The organism is Chryseobacterium sp. JV274 (genome assembly GCF_903969135.1).
Classification (GTDB): Bacteria; Bacteroidota; Bacteroidia; order Flavobacteriales; family Weeksellaceae; genus Chryseobacterium.
This window is the reverse complement of record NZ_LR824569.1, coordinates 1,357,831-1,376,561: the sequence shown is the minus strand read 5'-3', so window position 1 is coordinate 1,376,561 and position 18,731 is coordinate 1,357,831. Positions and strand designations below refer to the sequence as shown.

Genomic DNA, 18,731 nt, shown 5'->3' with positions numbered 1-18,731 from the left:
TTAGCGGAAAACTATTCCATATGTTGGTTATACCCAAATTAAAACCTTTTTTCCTTTCATCTTTTTTAATAAGTTCAGTAGTATTTTCACAGGCTCATAATGTGTCTGACGGATATCAGAAACCCACAGACCCTCTTGTTGTTCAGAATCTGGACCAGTGGCAGGATATGAAATTCGGACTGTTTATGCATTGGGGAACCTACAGCCAGTGGGGAATTGTTGAAAGCTGGGGCTTATGCCCTGAAGACGAATCTTGGACGCAGAGAAAACCTGAGCATGGGAAATCTTATGACGAATATGTAAAGAATTATGAAAACCTTCAGACAACTTTTAATCCCACTCAGTTTAATCCTCAAAAATGGGCGGATGCAGTAAAAAAAGCTGGAATGAAATATGTGGTTTTTACCACGAAGCATCATGATGGTTTTGCGATGTTTGACACCCAGCAGTCAGATTATAAAATCACTTCTCCTAAAACTCCTTTTTCAAAAAATCCAAAATCAGATGTGACGAAAGAAATCTTCAATACCTTCAGAAAAGAGGGATTCAAAATTGGAGCATACTTTTCAAAGCCTGACTGGCATTCCGATGATTACTGGTGGCCTTACTTTCCGCCGAAAGACAGAAATGTAAATTATGACCCTAAAAAATATCCGGAAAGATGGGAGAGTTTTAAAAAATTCACCTTCAATCAGCTGAACGAAATCACATCCGATTATGGTAAAATTGATATACTCTGGCTGGATGGAGGCTGGGTACGTCCTTTTCATACCATTGATCCGAAAGTTGAATGGCAGCGCACGATCAAAGTAGAGCAGGATATTGATATGGATAAAATAGGAACAATGGCCAGGAAAAATCAGCCGGGAATTATTATTGTAGACCGTACCGTTCCCGGAAAATGGGAAAATTATGTTACACCAGAGCAGGCGGTTCCGGAACATGCTCTTCCCATCCCTTGGGAAAGCTGTATCACCATGGGAGATTCCTTTTCCTATGTTCCCAATGACAACTATAAAACCTCCCAAAAGATTATTGAAACCTTGGTGAAAATCATTTCCAGAGGAGGAAATTACCTGATGAATATCGCTCCCGGACCTAATGGTGATTATGACCCCATAGTGTATGAAAGATTACAGCAGATTTCCGGCTGGATGAACAAAAATCAGTCTGCTGTTTTTGCTACAAGAAGCATTGCTCCCTATCACGAAGGAGATTATTATTATACCCAAAGCAAAGACCATCATACGGTAAATGTTTTCCATCTTGATGAAAAATCAGAATATAAGGCTCCATCAACATTAAGTTTTACAATTCCTGATAATTTTAAACCAAAATCTTTGAAAGTTTTAGGATTGTCAAACAAAATTCAATGGAAAAAATTAGGAAATTCAATTGAAATTAATTTACCTAAAGAAAGAAATAAGTTAAAATATTCAACTGTAATTCAAATAACGCAATAGTTGAATTGGTGACTTATTTTTATATTAAAGTGACATAGGAAATCGAAGCATTAAGAAAATATAGTCTGTGAACGTTAAGAAAATTCTAGTGTTTGAGTGCGAGACAACTGTTGAACAGGAAAACTAACATTAAATTCACACGAGTTTTAGAATTTTTAGAGAGCAGATTCTATTTTTAGCGGAGAGTTCCAAGTCTTGAACTTTTGGTTCTTTTGCTTCAAGGTAAAAGAACAAATTTTAAACTAAATTATTCTTGAGATGTGTTTTAAACTTCGATTTAAAATTATAGGAATTTTCTTGCTGAGTTCAGTATTTATCTCTGCTCAAAAACCCTTATATAAAGACCCAAAACAATCCATTGAAACCAGAGTTCAGGATCTGCTGAAGAGAATGACCCCTGAAGAAAAATTCTGGCAGTGTTTTATGATTCCCGGAGATTTGGATAACGTCCCAAAGGGACAATATTCTCATGGGATTTTTGGATTGCAGGTAAGTGCTGGAAATCAGGGAGGCGGCGCTGCAGGGCAGTTGTTGAAATATAACGCCAATGAAGATGCCGAAAGATTGGTGAAAAAAATCAATGCTATTCAGAAGTATTTTGTAGAAGAATCAAGATTAGGAATCCCGATTATTCCCTTTGACGAAGCATTACACGGATTGGTAAGAGAAGGAGCTACCGCTTTTCCTCAGGCCATCGGTTTGGCAGCCACTTTCAACCCGGAGTTGATGAACAAGGTTTCAACAGCGATTGCAAAAGAATCCAAATTGAGAGGAATCCGTCAGATTCTGACCCCTGTAGTAAATCTGGCAGGTGACGTGAGATGGGGCAGAACAGAGGAAACTTACGGTGAAGATCCCTTTCTGACCTCAGTAATGGGAGTTAGTTTTGTCAGTTCATTTGAAAATATGGGAATCATTACTACTCCGAAGCATTTTCTTGCCAATGTAGGAGAAGGTGGAAGAGATTCATATCCGATTCATTGGAGCAAAAGATACCTTGAGGAAACACATTTAATACCTTTTCACAATGCTTTTACAAAAGGAAAAAGCCGTTCAGTAATGACCTCTTATAATCTTCTTGATGGAAGACCTTCAACCGCTAATCATTGGCTGTTAACAGAAAAGTTAAAAAAAGACTGGAATTTCAAGGGCTTCGTCATCAGTGATGCAAGTGCGGTAGGAGGCGCAAATGTCTTGCATTTTACAGCAAAAGATTATGATGATGCTTCCGCACAGGCCATCAATGCAGGGCTGGATGTGATTTTTCAGACAGAATATAAACATTATGAGCTTTTTATTCCTCCGTTTTTGGATGGAAGAATATCAAAAGAAAGAATTGATGATGCTGTTGCAAGAGTATTGAGAGCTAAATTTGAGCTTGGATTATTCGAAAACCCTTATGTTTCAGTCAAAGAAATTGAAGAATTAAAAAAACTGAATCATAAACCGCTGGCAGAAAAAACGGCTGCAGAGTCTTTCGTTTTGCTCCAGAATAATAATCAGACCCTTCCTGTTCCCGAAAATGTAAAAAGAATTCTGGTGGTAGGAACAGATGCTGTTGATGCCAGATTAGGCGGTTATTCAGGGCCTGGAAACAAAAAGATTAATATTGTTGACGGAATTAAAAATTATACCAGAGATAAAAATATTGAAGTCGTTTATTCAAAAGGGATTGATTGGAATGTAAAGGATTTTACTACAATTTCCAATGAATATTTATCCTCCGAAAACAAAAAAGGATTAAAAGGTACCTATTTCTCTGATACCAATTTAAAAGGAAATCCGGCTTTTGAAAAACAGGATAAACAGCTCAATTTTAAATGGACTTTATACTCACCCGATCCTCAAAAACTTCAACCTGATCATTACAGCATCCGCTGGACAGGAAAACTGGAAGCACCGGATTCAGGAAAGTATCAGTTAGGATTGCGCGGAAATGACGGCTTCAGATTATACCTTGATGGAATATTAATCATTGACCAATGGGAAAAACTAAGCTATTCCACCAAAATGGTTGATCTAGATTTAGTAAAAGGTGAAAAATATGACATTACCATTGAGTTTCATGAAAATCGGGGAGAAGCAAACCTTGAGCTGATCTGGAACTATGGACTTCATAAGTACCGGAAAGAGTATGAAGAAGCTTTAGATCTTGCTCAGAATGCAGACTATATCATTGTTACTGCCGGCATTCATGAAGGCGAATTTCAGGACCGTTCTTCACTGAGTTTACCCGGACATCAGGAATCATTTATTCATGAAATTTCAAAATTGAAAAAACCGCTAACAGTAGTTTTAGTAGGCGGATCTGCTATAAAAACAACTGCCTGGAAAGATAAAGTAGGTGCTATTTTAGATGTTTGGTATCCGGGAGAAGAAGGAGGAAATGCTGTGGCAAAAACTCTTTTTGGTGCAGAAAATCCATCCGGGAAACTGCCCATCACTTTTCCGGTTGAAGAAGGTCAGCTGCCTCTGACGTATAATCATCATCCAACAGGAAGAGGAAATGATTATTATGACTTGAGTGGTGAACCATTGTATCCGTTTGGCTTTGGTTTAAGTTATACCACCTTTGAAATCTCTGGTTTACAGCTGAACAAAACCAAATATTCAGAAAATGAAACTATAATTGCTAAAGTCAATGTAAAAAATACAGGACCAAAAGCAGGAAGCGAAGTTGTTCAGCTCTATGTAAAAGACTTATTGGCAACTGTTTCCAGACCGGTGATTGAGCTTAAAGGATTTCAGAAAGTAGAATTGAAGCCCGGAGAATCAAAATCTATCACCATTGAAGTTCCCATAAAGCAATTACAGTTTCTGAATGAAAAAATGGAATGGGTTGTAGAAAAAGGAACTTACAGAATTATGGTTGGCAATTCATCCAAGAACCTGCCATTAAAACAAAATATTGAAGTTTTGTAGATTAAATTAAAAAACAAAAAGAGCAGAAATTCCTGCTCTTTTTGTTTTTTAATTTTTTGAAGATATCTAGTATTTTCGGGCTAGTAGAACGTTCAATAAGAATGTTCCTGTCCAGTTACTGTTATTAGATCCGTTATTTCCAATGAAATCTATACGGGCTACAGATACAGTAAGTCTTGTTCTTCCGGCAGTACCGTTATTGGCAAGGCTTACAAAAGATGCTGTAAATACATCCGGGAAACTTGAATTATTTCCTGCTGTAAGGATTGGATACATATTGGTAACGTTGAACGGAGTACCCTGATATTCATAAACCAAGGTCATTCTGCTGGCATTGGAATAGAGTGACGTGTGAGCATTATCTACTGATGTTTTGCTAATGATCCACCATCTGTCATTGGTTGTTCCTGTATCATAACCAGGATTACCATGGTTAGTCCAGTCGGCAACAGGTGCTGTTCCAAGTCTATGAGGAGGAATGAGAACTTGCGTTCCATAGATTTCCACATTGCTCGGTTTAGGAAGAACTGTAAAAGACAAATCCCATGTTCCGCCAGTTGTATTGCTGTTGTTCACAACTTCAGCATAGGCACCGATAGGAATCACAAAAGAAGCAACAGGAGTGTTGTCAATTCTTAGGGTATTACCGCTGGAAGCCTGAAGTGTGATATTATTCGGCGAAATGTTTTTGATCTTATAAATTCTCCCCGTAAAACTCGTTGTTCCGGTTCCGATGACAGGAAGGGTAAATGTGGCATCGGCTGTTCCATTATAAGTAATATAATGATCAGTAGTCAGAATATTATAAGCAGTGGCGGTGACTTCACTATAGCCAGCCCTCAAGGAACCATTTACAGCAAGTGTGCTGTTAGGAGTTGTAGTATTAATACCTACTTGTGCAGTTAAGGGAAGGGTTCCAAATAAAAGGATCAAAATGTATTTTTTCATGTGTTGGAAATTTGGTTTCGATCAAATATAGAAAAAAAATAACTAAAAATTAAATAAAACTTAATAAATTATATATTTTTAAATAAATCACTATTTAAGAATGTAATAACTGTTGAGAAATATTAAACCAGCCTACACGGGACTTCCAGATCTTCGGTAAGATAATAGCTGCAGCAAAGGCGGTGGTAACCATCTGCAATAATCAGTTCATTTTCACCTCTTACCAAAAGTATGGGCGAAAGTTTTTTATTTTTTTCTACTTTTTTCAGGTTTTCTTTTACATGAATATTGGTTTCAGGAAGAAGGGCAAGCTTGCTGGCTCTTAAAATATCTTTCGATTTTTTTGTAATGGTAGGGGCTGCCTTTAATTTTTCAACCATTTTTCTGGCTTTATCCGGTTCAAAAAGCAGTTCCAGATAATCCTGTGCTGCAGGAAAATCGTGGACTTCAGGTTCTTTCATCCAGATACTGTCTTTGGTTAGATTGCCCTTTTTTACAGACGTTTTCATAGGTGCTTATTAAAAGATAAATGTATGAAAAATAGGCCGTTATTAACAGCCATTATTTCAAATGAGCCAATAATTTTGCAGTGTGGGTTTTACTTTCCAAAAAAATATTGGTATGATATATGCAAGATTTATAACGAACCGGAATGAATTTAATGAAAATTATAAAATTTATTGAAGTCATTCAAAAATATGAACATCATGAAAAAGTTTTTAATTTCAACACTATTAGTATTAGGTTTATCAATGAATGTTTCTGCCCAGAAACGTCCACCAGCTCCTCCACATCCATCAAAAACGGAATTGGTTAATATTAAAATGCAAGAGCTCACCAAAAAATATAACACTGAGAAAAAGCTCATTCTTAATCATCCGCTTGCTACCAAACAGATGAAAAGGGATCAGATGAAAGCCTTAAATCAAAGATATGCGACTGAAAAACGATTACTTAGACAGGCTAAATAATACAGAATTTTTGCGGTTATTAAAATAAAAAAAGCCGTTTTTTATATTTTAAATTTTGAGAAGTTTTTAATATAAAATAAAATTTATTGAAAGAGGATGCGTTTGTATCCTCTTTATTTGTTTAAAATTGAATGAAAATAGCTTTATTGATGCATTTTAAGATCGGTTTACAGAAACATCAAACATCCAATATTTTTCCTTAAATTCGCATAAAAATTTTTAAAGTAATGAATTACGATATTATTGTCATTGGAAGTGGTCCTGGTGGATATGTTACTGCGATCAGAGCAGCGCAATTAGGTTTCAAAACCGCAATTATCGAGAAAGAAAATTTAGGAGGAATCTGCCTTAACTGGGGATGTATTCCAACTAAAGCTTTATTGAAATCTGCTCAGGTTTTTCATTATATCAACCATGCTGAAGATTATGGTTTGAATAAAGTGGAGGCTAGCTTTGAATTCCCGAATGTAATTCAGAGAAGCCGTGGTGTTGCCAGCAAAATGAGCAAAGGAATCGAATTCTTGATGAAAAAGAATAAGATTGACGTAATTCTTGGTACTGCAAAAGTACAGAAAGGTAAAAAAGTTTCTGTGACAGATAAAGAAGGTAAAGTAACTGAATATTCAGCTACTCACATTATCATCGCTACAGGAGCTCGTTCAAGAGAATTACCAAACTTACCACAGGATGGTAAAAAAGTAATCGGATACAGACAGGCATTATCTCTTCCTGAGCAGCCGAAATCTATGATTGTTGTAGGTTCTGGAGCTATCGGGGTAGAATTTGCTGACTTCTATAACACAATGGGAACTAAAGTAACTGTTGTTGAATTTATGCCAAACATCGTTCCTGTAGAAGACGAAGAAATCTCTAAACACCTGGAGAAATCTCTGAAAAAGACAGGAATTGAAATTATGACAAACGCTTCTGTAGAAAGTGTTGATACAAGCGGTGAAGGAGTAAAAGCTACTGTAAAAACAGCTAACGGAAACATCACTCTTGAGGCTGATATCTTATTATCTGCTGTAGGTATTGCTGCTAATATCGAGAATATCGGATTAGAAGAAGTAGGAATCCAGACAGATAAAGGAAGAGTATTGGTAAACGAGTGGTACGAAACTTCAGTACCAGGTTACTATGCAATCGGAGATATCATCCCAACTCAGGCTTTGGCTCACGTTGCTTCTGCAGAAGGAATCACTTGTGTTGAGAAAATCAAAGGGATGCACGTTGAAAAAATCGACTATGGCAATATTCCTGGATGTACTTACTGTCACCCTGAAGTAGCTTCTGTAGGTCTTACTGAAAAGCAGGCTAAAGAAAAAGGATACGAAATCAAAGTTGGTAAATTCCCTCTTTCTGCAAGTGGTAAAGCTACTGCAAACGGAAACACAGACGGGTTTATCAAAGTAATCTTCGATGCTAAATATGGTGAATGGTTAGGATGCCACATGATTGGTGAAGGAGTAACGGATATGGTGGCTGAAGCTGTGGTAGCTAGAAAACTGGAAACTACAGGTCACGAGATCATCAAGTCTATTCACCCGCACCCAACAGTTTCTGAAGCAATTATGGAAGCTGCTGCTGCTGCTTACGGTGAAGTGATTCACATTTAATCTGAAATATACAGAAATCAATATATAAAAGCCCGGAGATATCCGGGCTTTTTCGTTGAAATACATTAATAAAACCATTGATTTTATTAAAATAATTTTAAAATCAGCATATTTATAAAAATTAACTCGATTATTTCAGGCTGTTTCCTTACATTTATTCTATGAATTTTGACAGAGTAGGACTTGTTTTATCAGGCGGCGGTACCAAAGGAATCGCTCATGCAGGAGTATTAAAATTCTTACAGGAAAAAGGAATTGAAGTAGATATCCTTTCCTGCTGTAGTGCAGGATCTATTGTAGGATGTCTTCATGCTATCGGAAAAACGCCGGAAGAAATTCTGGAATTTTTCAATTCTGTATATTTTTTCAACTGGAAACATTTTACATTCAATCAGCCGGGGTTTGTTTCTTCAGTGATTTTCCGGAACTATCTGAAGCCTATTTTTCATGAAATGAAATTGGGTGATCTCGATATTGAAGTAAAAATTGTGGCCACAGAGCTGGTTTCCGGAACCCAGAAGATTTTTGACAAAGATTTTGAGATTGTGGATGCTATCATTGCCTCGTGTTCCATTCCCGGAATAACAACCCCTTACATTATTGGAGAGGAAATGTACTGTGATGGAGGTGTACTGAACAACTTTCCGGCAGATATCATCAGAGATGACTGTGATAAGCTCATCGGAGTATTTGTTTCTCCACCCAACGAAGCTAAAATCAAAGACCTGAACTCCATTAAAGCAATCGTTTCCCGTTCCTATGATTTACTTTCCTATAGAATTGAAAAAATAAAATTTGATTACTGTGACTGGTTCATTTCCTCTCAAAAACTAGCGGCTTACGGTACTTTTGAACGTGGAAAAGACAGGCTGGAACAGATTTTTAATATTGGTTATAAAGCAGCTAAAGAAAGCTATGAAACCAGTGGTTATTTTGAAGAATTAAAACAGTCCGGAACATAAAAAATCCCGCATCAACGCAGGATTTCAGTTTATACAAAGGAAGGCGAATTTTGAGTTCTTAAAGTAAAGTTATAGACAGACTGTAACAATTTCCAGTTTCTCTCCTCCAGCTTCCAGCTTTTATTTCATTCTAATTTTTGACTACATATCCGTCCTGACGTACAATTTCATTATCATTGGCATCGTTGACAACCAGTGTGTAAGGCGCTTTTTTAGGAGAATCTGTAAGGTAATTTCTCCAGATCTGGTAGCTGTGCCCCTCATTGCTGAAAGTGATATAATAATTCCCTCCAGTACCGTCAGGAATCATTTCACCATCGCTGATGATCATGCTTGGTTTTGCCGTGATCTTTGCATTGGCATTCCATGACTGATAAAGGTATTTGCCGTTTGGCTGTTTGTCGATTCTGATCTTGAACTTTTTGGTTTTAATAATAACTGTTTTGGGTACTTGTTGAAGAGCAGAAGAAGCTACAGAAATATCTGTTTTCGGATTCGGAACCTCTTTGGCATAAACAAAAGAAAATTGAGCCAAGCAGAAAGTTCCTAGTAAAATGTGCTTTATCATATTGAGTGGCTATTGGTTAACATTTCAGAGTCTATCAAATATAGCGCCATATTTTAATTAAAAAGAAGAATATAGAGTGCCGGGAAGAGATTTCGGAGACCGCTAAATATTTATTTTTAGAAATAATTGTATTGATTATCAATTTGTTGTATTTTTGTTTGTGAAATATTGTCAGTTTTTGAAACAACTGAATACTTTTCTTCTGTACATTTGTACCATCAAAGGATCTCGTTCCTTTATTATCAAAATGAAACTAATTAATTTTAAGTTTTTTCTATTAAAAGTATCAGAAATCATCTTCACGATTTTTAATACATCTCCTCCTGTAATTTCTTAATTTTTTCGAAAGAATTATCACATAATTCGTACTCTGTTTTTTCATATTCTGAAGAATCAGAGCACAACCCCTGTTTTCAATTATAATCAAAAATAAAAAACAAAACTATGGAATTAGCTTTTCATGGCTGGATGGTTCCGGCCGTAATTGCACTTTTGTGCGTACTTTTTTATAAATTCATTTTAAGAATTTTCTTTGGATTAATCATTGTTCCTCAGGACAAAATAGGTTTGGTAACCAAGAAATTTGTGTTGGTTGGCAAGCAGGAACTTCCGGAAGGAAGAATTATTGCAACCGGTGGAGAAGCGGGTTTTCAGGCTCAGACATTAGCTCCGGGCGTATATTTCAGAAAATGGATATGGCAATATACTATCGATTTTCAATCTTTTACAGTGATTCCGACCGGAAAAATAGGATTATTGCTGGCAAAAGATGGGGTAGAACTAGAAACCGGAAGAATCTTAGGTAGAAAAGTTGATTGTGATTCTTTTCAGGATGCTGAAGCTTTTTTGAAAAACGGAGGAAGAAAAGGCCGTCAGACCGCGATTATTGCACCAGGATCCTATAGAATCAACACGTTATTATTTGAAATAGAATTAACGGATATGACTCAGATTCCTGATAATGCAGTGGGGGTTATCACAACCATGGAAGGAGACCCTTTAGCAGAAGGTCAGATTGCGGGTAAAATTATCAATGGACATAATAAATTTCAGGATGTAGATACTTTTTTAAATAGCGGAGGATTTAAAGGTCTTCAGGAGCAGGTAATTCTGGCGGGTTCTTATTTCCTGAATCCCTGGTTTACAAAAGTTGAAATGGTGAAAATGACGGAAATTCCAATTGGCCATGTGGGAGTTATTATCAGCTATGTAGGAGAAGAAGGACAAGATTTGAGCGGGATTGATTTTAAACATGGAAACATTGTTGAGAAAAGCCGTAAAGGAGTTTGGGCAGAACCCATTGGTCCCGGAAAATATCCCATCAATCCTTATATTATGAAGGTTGAACTTGTTCCTACCACCAATTTGGTACTGAACTGGGCTTATGAAAGAAGCGAATCTCACCAGCTGGATAAAAACCTCTCAACGATTACGGTACGAAGTAAAGACGGTTTCCCTTTCAATCTTGATGTTTCGCAAATCATCCATATTCCGACGTATGAAGCTCCAAAAGTGATTGCACGCTTTGGAAATATGATCAATCTTGTAAGCCAGGTTTTAGAGCCAACTATTGGAAATTATTTTAGAAATTCAGCGCAGGATAGTGATGTGATTGCATTTCTGGGAACGCGAAAAGAAAGACAGCAGTCGGCAAAAGACCACATCAGCAGTGTTTTGGAACAATATAATGTAAATGCAGTAGATACTTTGATAGGAGCGATTGTTCCTCCGGAAAGTTTAATGAAAACCTTAACGGATAGAAAATTGGCGGAAGAACAGAAAATTACTTACGAAACTGAAATGCTGGCTCAGGAAACGCGTCAGGCTCTGGAAAAAGAAACGGCTGTTGCTGATATGCAGAAAGAAATTGTAAAAGCGGATCAGGGTGTTGTGATTGCGGAAAGAATAGCTGATGCATCAGTGAAAAAAGCAACCGGAGATGCCAATTCCGTAAGATTGCAGGCGAATGCAGAAGGAGACAGATTGAAGCTGTTGGCCACAGGTGAAGCAGAAAAAACAAGACTTCTCGCAAAAGCTGAAGCAGAAAAGATAGAGTTGCTGGCAAAAGCAAATGCGGAACAAATTTCATTAACAGGTAATGCAGAAGCAGAAAAAATTCTGGCCATTGGTAAATCTAATGCAGAATCCTATAAGTTATCTGTAGAAGCAATGGGCGGAAATAACTTTACCCAATTGAAAATCATGGAAAATATTGCCAGCCAGAATGTAAGAATAATGCCTGAAGTATTAATCGGAGGAAACGGAGATTCAGCGAATGGCGGAATTAGCGGACTTTTAGGACTTCAGCTTTTGGAACAGGTACAAAAGAAAAATGCTGAAACGGCTGCTGTAATTGAGGAGAAACCGGATAACAATTCTTGATTTTAACTTGAAGAATAATTTAAAAAAAATCGCCCGGAAATTTTTCCGGGCGATTTTGTATTTCTTTATACTGTATAACTTGCAAACGCCTCTTCCAGGCTTTCAAATTTACCTTTGAACTCATCAATAGGGCAGTCCTGAAGAATATTTCCTTTATGAATAAGAATAACTCTTGAACAAAGTGCTTCCACTTCCTGCATGATGTGAGTAGAAAGTAAAACGGTTTTCTGCTGGCCGATTTGTTTTACCACATTACGGATTTCAATGATTTGATTGGGATCCAGACCATTGGTAGGTTCATCAAGAATCAGTAAATCCGGCTGATGAATAATAGCCTGAGCCAATCCTACACGTTGTTTGTAACCTTTAGAAAGCTGTCCGATTTTTTTAGATTTTTCTGGTGTGATTCCTACCAGTTCTATCACCTCATCTACTCTGGACTCTGATATTTTGTGGATATTGGCTACAAACTGAAGATATTCTTTTACGTACATTTCCAGATAAAGCGGATTGTTTTCAGGAAGAAAGCCTATTTTCTTTTTGCTTTCAATCTCATGGTTTGAGATATTCATCCCATTGAAAATGATTTCACCCTGGTCAATTTTCAGCGCTCCGACAATAGATTTCATCAGGGTAGATTTTCCGGCACCGTTTGGGCCAAGAAGACCGATGATCTCATTTTTATCAATAGAAATGTTGATATTGTCAAGGGCAGTCTGCTCACCAAATTTTTTGGTTAAATTGATTATCTGAAGTGGCATAAGTTTTAATGTCTTTCTGCAAAAATAAAATAAAAAAACTCATCCGATAGAATGAGTTTCGCAATATTTATAAAATATAATTATTTTTTTGATTTTTTCTTGGTTCCACCTGTTGCCGGAGCAGCAGTAGAGGCACTATTACCAGCTCCTTTGGTTACAGAACCGGGGCTGTCATACATGGCATACTTTCCATTGGTTCTGCCGAAAATTTTCTCCACTTGTTTTTGGGTCAAAAACTGTGATTTTCCTATATATTTCCGGTTCTTATTGATCACCTGGATAAACTGTACGGTTGGCTGGCCATAGTTTTTTTCATAATGAAGCTCAATGATATCATTAGGCAGTTCCAGGATAATATTTTCACCAGGAGCAGAGATAAACCCATCCATAATAAGTTTAAATAATCCGGTAACATCACCATTAATATTCTGAAATGAAAAAGATCGGATTGTATTCAGGTTGGCGGTGTTCAGATCCTGGTAGTTGACTGTAAATTTATCTTCCTTTTTATAGAGACCAACAGAATTATCTTTACCAATTTCCACCAAACTTTCATTCTTCAACACTTTAATCTGTGAGAAAACTGAAATACCGAACATACAAGTAATAAGTAGAATTATTTTTCTCATAAAATGAATTTTAATGTTTTACAACTTGGTGTACATAAATTTACTAATAAAAAAGCTAAAAAACAATTTTATTTGTTTAAGCAAAAGTAATATTTTTTTTTAATATCATGATGAGATAATCCGCGGATGCTATGGATTTCATTGTTTATGTAAGTGTTTGTTAATTAATTGTTTGGTTGTTTTTTGTGAGCGCAGAGTCAATTTGCTTTAAGACTGACTGATCATTATTTATAGGATGTAATGCATTGAAAAACAGATTGGAAATCACTCAAATAAGGCTGAGCTAATGACTAATTTAAAATTAATGTTAAAAAAATGTCATTATAGATTAAATTCTACAAGAGAAGCAGAAAACATGACCGTGGAATTTTCGGAAACAATTTTATAACAATTTATTTCTTGAAACAGAAGATATCAAGGTATCAAACTCCTGTTTATAACTTCTTCCTACGGGAATCTTATGGTTGTTGACAATAATTTCATTATTACTGAATGCCGTCACAACAGTAGAATTAATGATAAAAGATCTGTGAATTCTTACAAAACCTTTACCAGATAGCGTTTGTTCCAGATCTGTAATCTTACTTTTCGAAATAAACCTTTCATTGGTAACGAGTACTACCTTGATGTCATTTCCCTGGCTTTCAAAATAAACGATCTCCGAAAGCATAAGTTTCCGGTGCATTCCTTCAGTTTTGACGAGGATATAATCTTTTGTATGGTCGGCTGTAGTTCTCAGGATACGTTCTACAGATTTGAAAAACCGTTCAAAAGTAATGGGTTTCAGGAGATAATCTACCGCTTCCAGTTCAAAACCTTCAATGGCAAAATCCCGGTAAGCTGTAGTGAAAATAGTATTGGGCTTCTGAGACAGTGACTTCAGAAAATCAATTCCATTGAGGTGAGGCATCTGAATATCCAGAAACATAAGGTCTACAGTCTGATTTTGCAGTGTTTTATAAGCCTGCATTGCATTTTGAGCTTTTCCCACCAACTTTAAATCGTCGATTTTAGAAATATGGTTTTCCAGTAATGACATAGCCAGAGGTTCGTCATCTACAATAATACAGTTAATCATGATGTGAAGGAGTACTTATTTCAACTTTAAAAATATTGTTTTCCTGTGAGATACTGAAGGTAAAATTTTTCTGATAATGATGGAGCAGCTGTCTTTGTATGTTCTGCAGCCCGATTCCTTTTTCATTGGCTGTCTGGTGGTCTGAGAAAGTGTTTTCAATTTTAAAAACAGAATGAAGATCATTGGTTTCCACTTCAATCTTTATTTCTGTGGTTTCGGAACTTTTTCCGGCTCCATGTTTAAAGGCATTTTCTACCAAAGTAAGATAGAGCAGGGGCGGAATGGTATTTGGGGAGTTTAACCTGGTGTGTTTCTGGATTTTTAACCTTTCATTATGATACCGCAGGCTTTCCAGCGCAATATAATGTTCAATAATAGCCAGTTCATCAGAAACGGTTACCCATTTTTTCTGTCCTTTGTGTAAAATATAGTCCAGTATGTCAGAAAGCTGGCTGATTGATTGTGAAGTCTTGTCAGAATTACTGATCGACAGCGAATAAATATTATTCAGGGTATTAAAGAGGAAATGGGGATTGAGCTGGGATTTGAGAGACTGTAATTCCAGTTCTGTTTTTTCCTTTTGCAGTTTGATTGTTCGTTCCTTTTCATCCTTATACCTTATAAAAAACATGATTGAAATAAAGATAAATGCCCCGCTGATAATAGTAAATGTATAATGGAGCAAGAGGTAAGGAATATCTGTGAAAATACTGAAAACACTGTCTTTCACTTCCCGGGTAAAAAGAGGCTCTGCAATATAAACAAGGAAAAACCTGTTGATGACAGAAATAAGATAAAGACTGAGAATAAGATACAGTGAAAATGTAATATACTTTTTCCGGTCAAAAAAATGGCGGACCAGCACAAAATAAATAAAATTGGCTCCTGCAATCTGGAAAATCCAGTGACAAAAGTTATAAATCATTATTTCTTTAAAAGCTCCACTTTCATATTCTCCATACATTCTTGCCGTTCCGAATAAAAATAAAGCAATCCAGAAGAACAGCTGGAAGTATAGAGTTTGTCTGATCTGAGTTCCTGATTGAGTTTTCATCATCTTCAAAAATATAAAAACTTAAGTTACGCCAGAGAAATGTCATGCAGAATACTTTAAAATAATGTCAGATAACATCATTTATGGTACAAACTTCCTGTTTTGTTGTCGGTACTGAATAGGCCGTTGTTCGGATTCTATGAAAGAAAGGAGTTGGAAATTGGTCAATATTTGCATAAAAAAATAATGACGGAACGTTCTGAAAGGCTTTACGGGTTGGATCACCTGAGGGCTGCTGCTATTTTACTCGTGTTACTATATCACTATCGGGCATTTAAGCATCCCGGCTGGATCGACAGCATTGGAAGATTTGGCTGGACAGGAGTGGATCTTTTCTTTGTTTTAAGCGGGTTTCTGATCTCAGGCCAGTTGTTCAAAGAAATAGAAGATAAGGGAAATATCAGTCTGAAAGCATTTTATATAAAACGCTTTTTCAGAATTATTCCGGCTTACTTTTTTACTCTTTTTCTCTATTTTATATTTCCTTTTTTCAGAGAAAGGGAAGCTTTATCCCCTTTATGGAAGTTTGTCACTTTTACTCAAAATTATGGACTGGATGTCATCAGCTTTGGAACATTTTCTCATGCATGGTCACTCTGTATTGAAGAACAGTTTTACCTTATTCTTCCTTTGTTTCTTTTGATTGTTATGCCAACAAAACTGTACAGATATATAGCCGTTCTGATGATGGCTGTCATTGGATTTTCTATTATAGCAAGGCTGATGGCATGGAATGAATTTATTGTGGTGGCAGATACTTCTTCCACAGATTTCTGGAAATTATGGTATATGAAAATATATTATCCTACCCACACACGGTTAGATGGCCTGGGAATGGGTGTCATGATCGGTTATCTCATGCAGTATTCTTCAATATTCAAAAGAATAGTTGCCGGCAATGGAAATAAGCTTTTCTTTCTTGGAATAGTATTGCTGGGAATTTCATTTTGGATATGTAATGAACAGGCTTCCAAAACGGCTTCTGTATTTGGGTTTACACTGGTGGCGGTAAGCTATGGAATTATTCTGATGGCTGCCATTTCACAATCGTCTTTCCTGTATCGTTCAAAGTCATATATTACCGCTCAGCTGGCAGCTCTGTCATATACTGTTTACCTTTCACATAAAGGAATTATTCATATGGTGCAGGGACTTTTTGACTATTTTAAATTTGAAACCTCAGATAATATTACTCTTTTGATTTGTCTGTTTGCTTGTATTTTGGGTGGCTTGTTTTACCGTTTGGTTATTGAAAAACCTTTCTCTGTCCTTAAATCCAAAGTTTTAAAAAAATCTGTATAGCCTTCTCAATCTGCGGGAGCATAAAAAATAAAAGAGTCAGTTTCGGAATAGAAACTGACTCGTAAATAGTTAGCATAAAAAATTATTGATTGGAAGTCATCGCTTTTAGAACCACATTTTTTATCGAAGCCTCTTTAAAGCTCCAGTATTCACTTTTTTCAGGCATCTGATTTTCTAAAATGACCAAAGTAGTATCTGTAGAAGGAAAATAGACATTAAGGCATGTAAAACCATCTCCGAGACCTGTCACTGCAAAATAATCAAGACCTGCTTCTTTGATAAATCTTACATTGTAACCAAACCCCATACTTTCTTTTCCAAAAACGTTGTGCTGGGAGCTTGTGGAAGGAGTCAGCATCTGCTTTTGAAACTCAGGAGAGAGAAGTTTTCCTTTAAATAATGCTGCATCCCATTTAGCAAGATCCTGCACCGTAGAAATGATACCAGCTGCAGGTGCAATATTATCATTCAGGAATGATTGTTTCACTTTTTCAAACTGATTGTCTTCGTTCATATAGCCGGGAACAAGAGACTGATTGTTCCTGGTGTTGAATACCAGTGTTTTATCCATTTTTAGCTTTTTGAAAAGAGAAGTGGCAAGTTCTGTGAAGCTTTTTCCAGTTGTGTTTTTAAGAATTTCCCCCAACATCATATAGGAGAGGTTACCGTATTTGAATTGGGAGCCGGCTTTGAACGTTGTCGGTTTATTTATATCTGTAATACTATGAGTATGGTTCAAAAGATGATGTACAGTAACCGTATCTGCCCAGGTCTGGGTAAGAGCGGGAAGATATTTTTTAATAGGGGTGTGGAGGCTCAGTTTTCCTTGTTCAGCAGCCTGTAAAATTAAAACAGCAGTAACCTGCTTTGAATTGGACATGATTTCAAACTGGTCATCTGTTTTCACCGGGATTTTCTTTTCGAAATCTTTGTACCCATTGGATTTCAGGTATTGGATTTTTCTTTTCTGAGTAACCAAGACAACGCCGTTGAATGCAATTGGACTGGAAGCCGTTATAATGCTGTCTATTTTGTGTTTATAAATGTCTTTTTTCTGAGCTGTTGCGGTAACAGACAGTACTGCTGAAAACAGAGCTGTGAAGAATAATTGTGTTTGGGTCATTCCTTATTTTTTATGGTAATAGTCATAAGTTGCTTTCGAGATGTCTGCAATAATTGCTTCTGCATTTTCGAACTTTTCATTGGTATCATGAACAAAAACAGCGATGTATATCTTTTTGTTGTCTGAAAGTTCAATAATTCCGAAATCATTGATAGCGCCTGTCATTCCTTCTTTATTGGTAAAAGATGTTCCAGTTCTGTGGGCTACTTTTACCTGTGGCGGAAGATTGCCCTTAAGCCTTTTTGGTCCGGCAGTGTTATTGAGCATAATGTTATAGAGCCACAGACTATGTTCTTTATTCAGTATTTTTCCATTACTGAATGCTGTAAGGAGCCGGATAGCTTCGTTGGGTGTTATTTTATTTACAAACTGAGATTCCCAGTCTTTGTGCATATCCTCTTCATTGTTTTGAATGATACAATCTTTACTGTTGACCAGCTGCTGAACAGGCTCCGACCCGCCAACCAACCTCATCAGGATATCACTGATATTATTGTCACTGTAGGAAACGATCCATTTCAGAGCTTCTTCCAGGCTGATTTCTATATTACCCTCAGGATGTTCTTTTTTGAACGGACTCCAGGTATCTTCGAGAAGTTCTTCTTTTTTAATGAATAGTTTCTGCTGTAAAGAAAGTTCACCCTTTTCTACCTTTTTCAACACCGTTAAAGCAATAGGAAACTTTACTGTACTGAGCATGGGATACAATGTATTACCATTAATCTGTATTGTTTCTTTCTGATCAGTTCCAAGGATTGAAACACCCACATCTGCCTTCTTATTGGAGATAATGGATTCAATGGTTTTCTTAAGATCAGGAGATTTCTTGTGCTGTGAAAAAATAAGGAGATTGAATAAGAGCGCAAATAGCGTGAAAATAATTCCTTTCTGCATTTGAATCTGGTTTTAAAGTTTTTTTGATTTCCAAATATATGTATTTCCACTCCTTCTT

Annotated in this window: 16 protein-coding genes; 7 read left to right on the top strand and 9 right to left on the bottom strand. The window is 36.5% G+C overall.

Annotated features, from left to right (window positions below):
* Positions 1 to 20 precede the first annotated feature (20 nt).
* Positions 21 to 1,463, top strand: coding sequence for an alpha-L-fucosidase (locus tag CHRYMOREF3P_RS06260; protein WP_180564138.1), 1,443 nt, complete (start codon positions 21 to 23; stop codon positions 1,461 to 1,463).
* 297 nt (positions 1,464 to 1,760) lie between these two features.
* A complete protein-coding gene (locus CHRYMOREF3P_RS06255) occupies positions 1,761 to 4,385 on the top strand; it encodes a beta-glucosidase (protein ID WP_232538975.1) in 2,625 nt (874 codons plus the stop codon).
* 66 nt (positions 4,386 to 4,451) lie between these two features.
* On the opposite strand, the gene CHRYMOREF3P_RS06250 is transcribed toward CHRYMOREF3P_RS06255, so the two are convergent.
* Both CHRYMOREF3P_RS06250 and CHRYMOREF3P_RS06245 read right to left on the bottom strand, forming a co-directional pair.
* On the bottom strand, positions 4,452 to 5,333 hold the full coding sequence (locus CHRYMOREF3P_RS06250) for a hypothetical protein (RefSeq protein ID WP_077418618.1): 882 nt from the start codon (positions 5,331 to 5,333) through the stop codon (positions 4,452 to 4,454).
* Positions 5,334 to 5,455: 122 nt separating this feature from the next.
* On the bottom strand, positions 5,456 to 5,842 hold the full coding sequence (locus CHRYMOREF3P_RS06245; RefSeq protein ID WP_077418619.1) for a hypothetical protein: 387 nt from the start codon (positions 5,840 to 5,842) through the stop codon (positions 5,456 to 5,458).
* Positions 5,843 to 6,040: 198 nt separating this feature from the next.
* Between CHRYMOREF3P_RS06245 and CHRYMOREF3P_RS06240 the strand changes: the two genes are divergently transcribed.
* The 3 genes from CHRYMOREF3P_RS06240 (at position 6,041) to CHRYMOREF3P_RS06230 (ending at position 8,882) form a co-directional block, all read left to right on the top strand.
* Entirely contained in the window at positions 6,041 to 6,304 is a 264-nt protein-coding gene (locus CHRYMOREF3P_RS06240; RefSeq protein WP_228408889.1) for a hypothetical protein, read from the top strand.
* A gap of 227 nt (positions 6,305 to 6,531) precedes the next feature.
* Positions 6,532 to 7,920, top strand: coding sequence for a dihydrolipoyl dehydrogenase (lpdA, locus tag CHRYMOREF3P_RS06235; RefSeq protein ID WP_047388165.1), 1,389 nt, complete (start codon positions 6,532 to 6,534; stop codon positions 7,918 to 7,920).
* A gap of 161 nt (positions 7,921 to 8,081) precedes the next feature.
* Positions 8,082 to 8,882 (top strand): patatin-like phospholipase family protein, encoded by an 801-nt coding sequence (locus CHRYMOREF3P_RS06230; RefSeq protein WP_077418622.1) that lies wholly within the window; start codon positions 8,082 to 8,084, stop codon positions 8,880 to 8,882.
* 130 nt (positions 8,883 to 9,012) lie between these two features.
* On the opposite strand, the gene CHRYMOREF3P_RS06225 is transcribed toward CHRYMOREF3P_RS06230, so the two are convergent.
* Entirely contained in the window at positions 9,013 to 9,450 is a 438-nt protein-coding gene (locus tag CHRYMOREF3P_RS06225) for a hypothetical protein (protein WP_077418623.1), read from the bottom strand.
* 444 nt (positions 9,451 to 9,894) lie between these two features.
* Here CHRYMOREF3P_RS06225 and CHRYMOREF3P_RS06220 point away from each other — a divergent pair, with 444 nt between their 5' ends.
* The gene (locus CHRYMOREF3P_RS06220) at positions 9,895 to 11,832 is read left to right on the top strand and encodes an SPFH domain-containing protein (protein ID WP_077418624.1); all 1,938 of its coding nucleotides are present in this window, start codon (positions 9,895 to 9,897) and stop codon (positions 11,830 to 11,832) included.
* Between the two features lie 65 nt (positions 11,833 to 11,897).
* Here CHRYMOREF3P_RS06220 and CHRYMOREF3P_RS06215 read toward each other — a convergent pair whose 3' ends face one another.
* From CHRYMOREF3P_RS06215 to CHRYMOREF3P_RS06200, 4 genes are all read right to left on the bottom strand, one after another.
* Positions 11,898 to 12,593 carry an ABC transporter ATP-binding protein gene (locus CHRYMOREF3P_RS06215; protein WP_180564136.1) on the bottom strand — a complete coding sequence of 232 codons (696 nt, stop codon included), beginning with the start codon at positions 12,591 to 12,593 and terminating at the stop codon, positions 11,898 to 11,900.
* Positions 12,594 to 12,673: 80 nt separating this feature from the next.
* Positions 12,674 to 13,222, bottom strand: a complete 549-nt coding sequence (locus CHRYMOREF3P_RS06210; RefSeq protein ID WP_077418626.1) for a hypothetical protein — start codon at positions 13,220 to 13,222, stop codon at positions 12,674 to 12,676.
* A gap of 382 nt (positions 13,223 to 13,604) precedes the next feature.
* A complete protein-coding gene (locus tag CHRYMOREF3P_RS06205; RefSeq protein WP_077418627.1) occupies positions 13,605 to 14,300 on the bottom strand; it encodes a LytR/AlgR family response regulator transcription factor in 696 nt (231 codons plus the stop codon).
* Entirely contained in the window at positions 14,293 to 15,357 is a 1,065-nt protein-coding gene (locus CHRYMOREF3P_RS06200; RefSeq protein ID WP_180564135.1) for a sensor histidine kinase, read from the bottom strand. Before CHRYMOREF3P_RS06200 ends, CHRYMOREF3P_RS06205 begins: the two co-directional genes overlap by 8 nt.
* Before the next feature lie 183 nt (positions 15,358 to 15,540).
* Between CHRYMOREF3P_RS06200 and CHRYMOREF3P_RS06195 the strand changes: the two genes are divergently transcribed.
* Positions 15,541 to 16,656: an acyltransferase family protein gene (locus tag CHRYMOREF3P_RS06195; RefSeq protein ID WP_180564134.1), complete on the top strand. Its 1,116-nt coding sequence runs from the start codon at positions 15,541 to 15,543 to the stop codon at positions 16,654 to 16,656.
* A gap of 82 nt (positions 16,657 to 16,738) precedes the next feature.
* Here CHRYMOREF3P_RS06195 and CHRYMOREF3P_RS06190 read toward each other — a convergent pair whose 3' ends face one another.
* Positions 16,739 to 17,779 carry a serine hydrolase domain-containing protein gene (locus CHRYMOREF3P_RS06190; protein ID WP_180564133.1) on the bottom strand — a complete coding sequence of 347 codons (1,041 nt, stop codon included), beginning with the start codon at positions 17,777 to 17,779 and terminating at the stop codon, positions 16,739 to 16,741.
* 3 nt (positions 17,780 to 17,782) lie between these two features.
* Complete coding sequence (bla, locus tag CHRYMOREF3P_RS06185) at positions 17,783 to 18,673, bottom strand: class A beta-lactamase (RefSeq protein ID WP_180564132.1); 891 nt, start codon at positions 18,671 to 18,673, stop codon at positions 17,783 to 17,785.
* Between the last annotated feature and the right edge of the window lie 58 nt (positions 18,674 to 18,731).

Coding starts and splice junctions, on each gene's coding strand:
- CHRYMOREF3P_RS06260 (WP_180564138.1), top strand. CDS start 21: ATGTTGGTTATACCCAAATTAAAACCTTTTTTCCTTTCATCTTTTTTA.
- CHRYMOREF3P_RS06250 (WP_077418618.1), bottom strand. CDS start 5,333: ATGAAAAAATACATTTTGATCCTTTTATTTGGAACCCTTCCCTTAACT.
- CHRYMOREF3P_RS06245 (WP_077418619.1), bottom strand. CDS start 5,842: ATGAAAACGTCTGTAAAAAAGGGCAATCTAACCAAAGACAGTATCTGG.
- CHRYMOREF3P_RS06240 (WP_228408889.1), top strand. CDS start 6,041: ATGAAAAAGTTTTTAATTTCAACACTATTAGTATTAGGTTTATCAATG.
- lpdA (WP_047388165.1), top strand. CDS start 6,532: ATGAATTACGATATTATTGTCATTGGAAGTGGTCCTGGTGGATATGTT.
- CHRYMOREF3P_RS06230 (WP_077418622.1), top strand. CDS start 8,082: ATGAATTTTGACAGAGTAGGACTTGTTTTATCAGGCGGCGGTACCAAA.
- CHRYMOREF3P_RS06225 (WP_077418623.1), bottom strand. CDS start 9,450: ATGATAAAGCACATTTTACTAGGAACTTTCTGCTTGGCTCAATTTTCT.
- CHRYMOREF3P_RS06220 (WP_077418624.1), top strand. CDS start 9,895: ATGGAATTAGCTTTTCATGGCTGGATGGTTCCGGCCGTAATTGCACTT.
- CHRYMOREF3P_RS06215 (WP_180564136.1), bottom strand. CDS start 12,593: ATGCCACTTCAGATAATCAATTTAACCAAAAAATTTGGTGAGCAGACT.
- CHRYMOREF3P_RS06210 (WP_077418626.1), bottom strand. CDS start 13,222: ATGAGAAAAATAATTCTACTTATTACTTGTATGTTCGGTATTTCAGTT.
- CHRYMOREF3P_RS06205 (WP_077418627.1), bottom strand. CDS start 14,300: ATGATTAACTGTATTATTGTAGATGACGAACCTCTGGCTATGTCATTA.
- CHRYMOREF3P_RS06200 (WP_180564135.1), bottom strand. CDS start 15,357: ATGATGAAAACTCAATCAGGAACTCAGATCAGACAAACTCTATACTTC.
- CHRYMOREF3P_RS06195 (WP_180564134.1), top strand. CDS start 15,541: ATGACGGAACGTTCTGAAAGGCTTTACGGGTTGGATCACCTGAGGGCT.
- CHRYMOREF3P_RS06190 (WP_180564133.1), bottom strand. CDS start 17,779: ATGACCCAAACACAATTATTCTTCACAGCTCTGTTTTCAGCAGTACTG.
- bla (WP_180564132.1), bottom strand. CDS start 18,673: ATGCAGAAAGGAATTATTTTCACGCTATTTGCGCTCTTATTCAATCTC.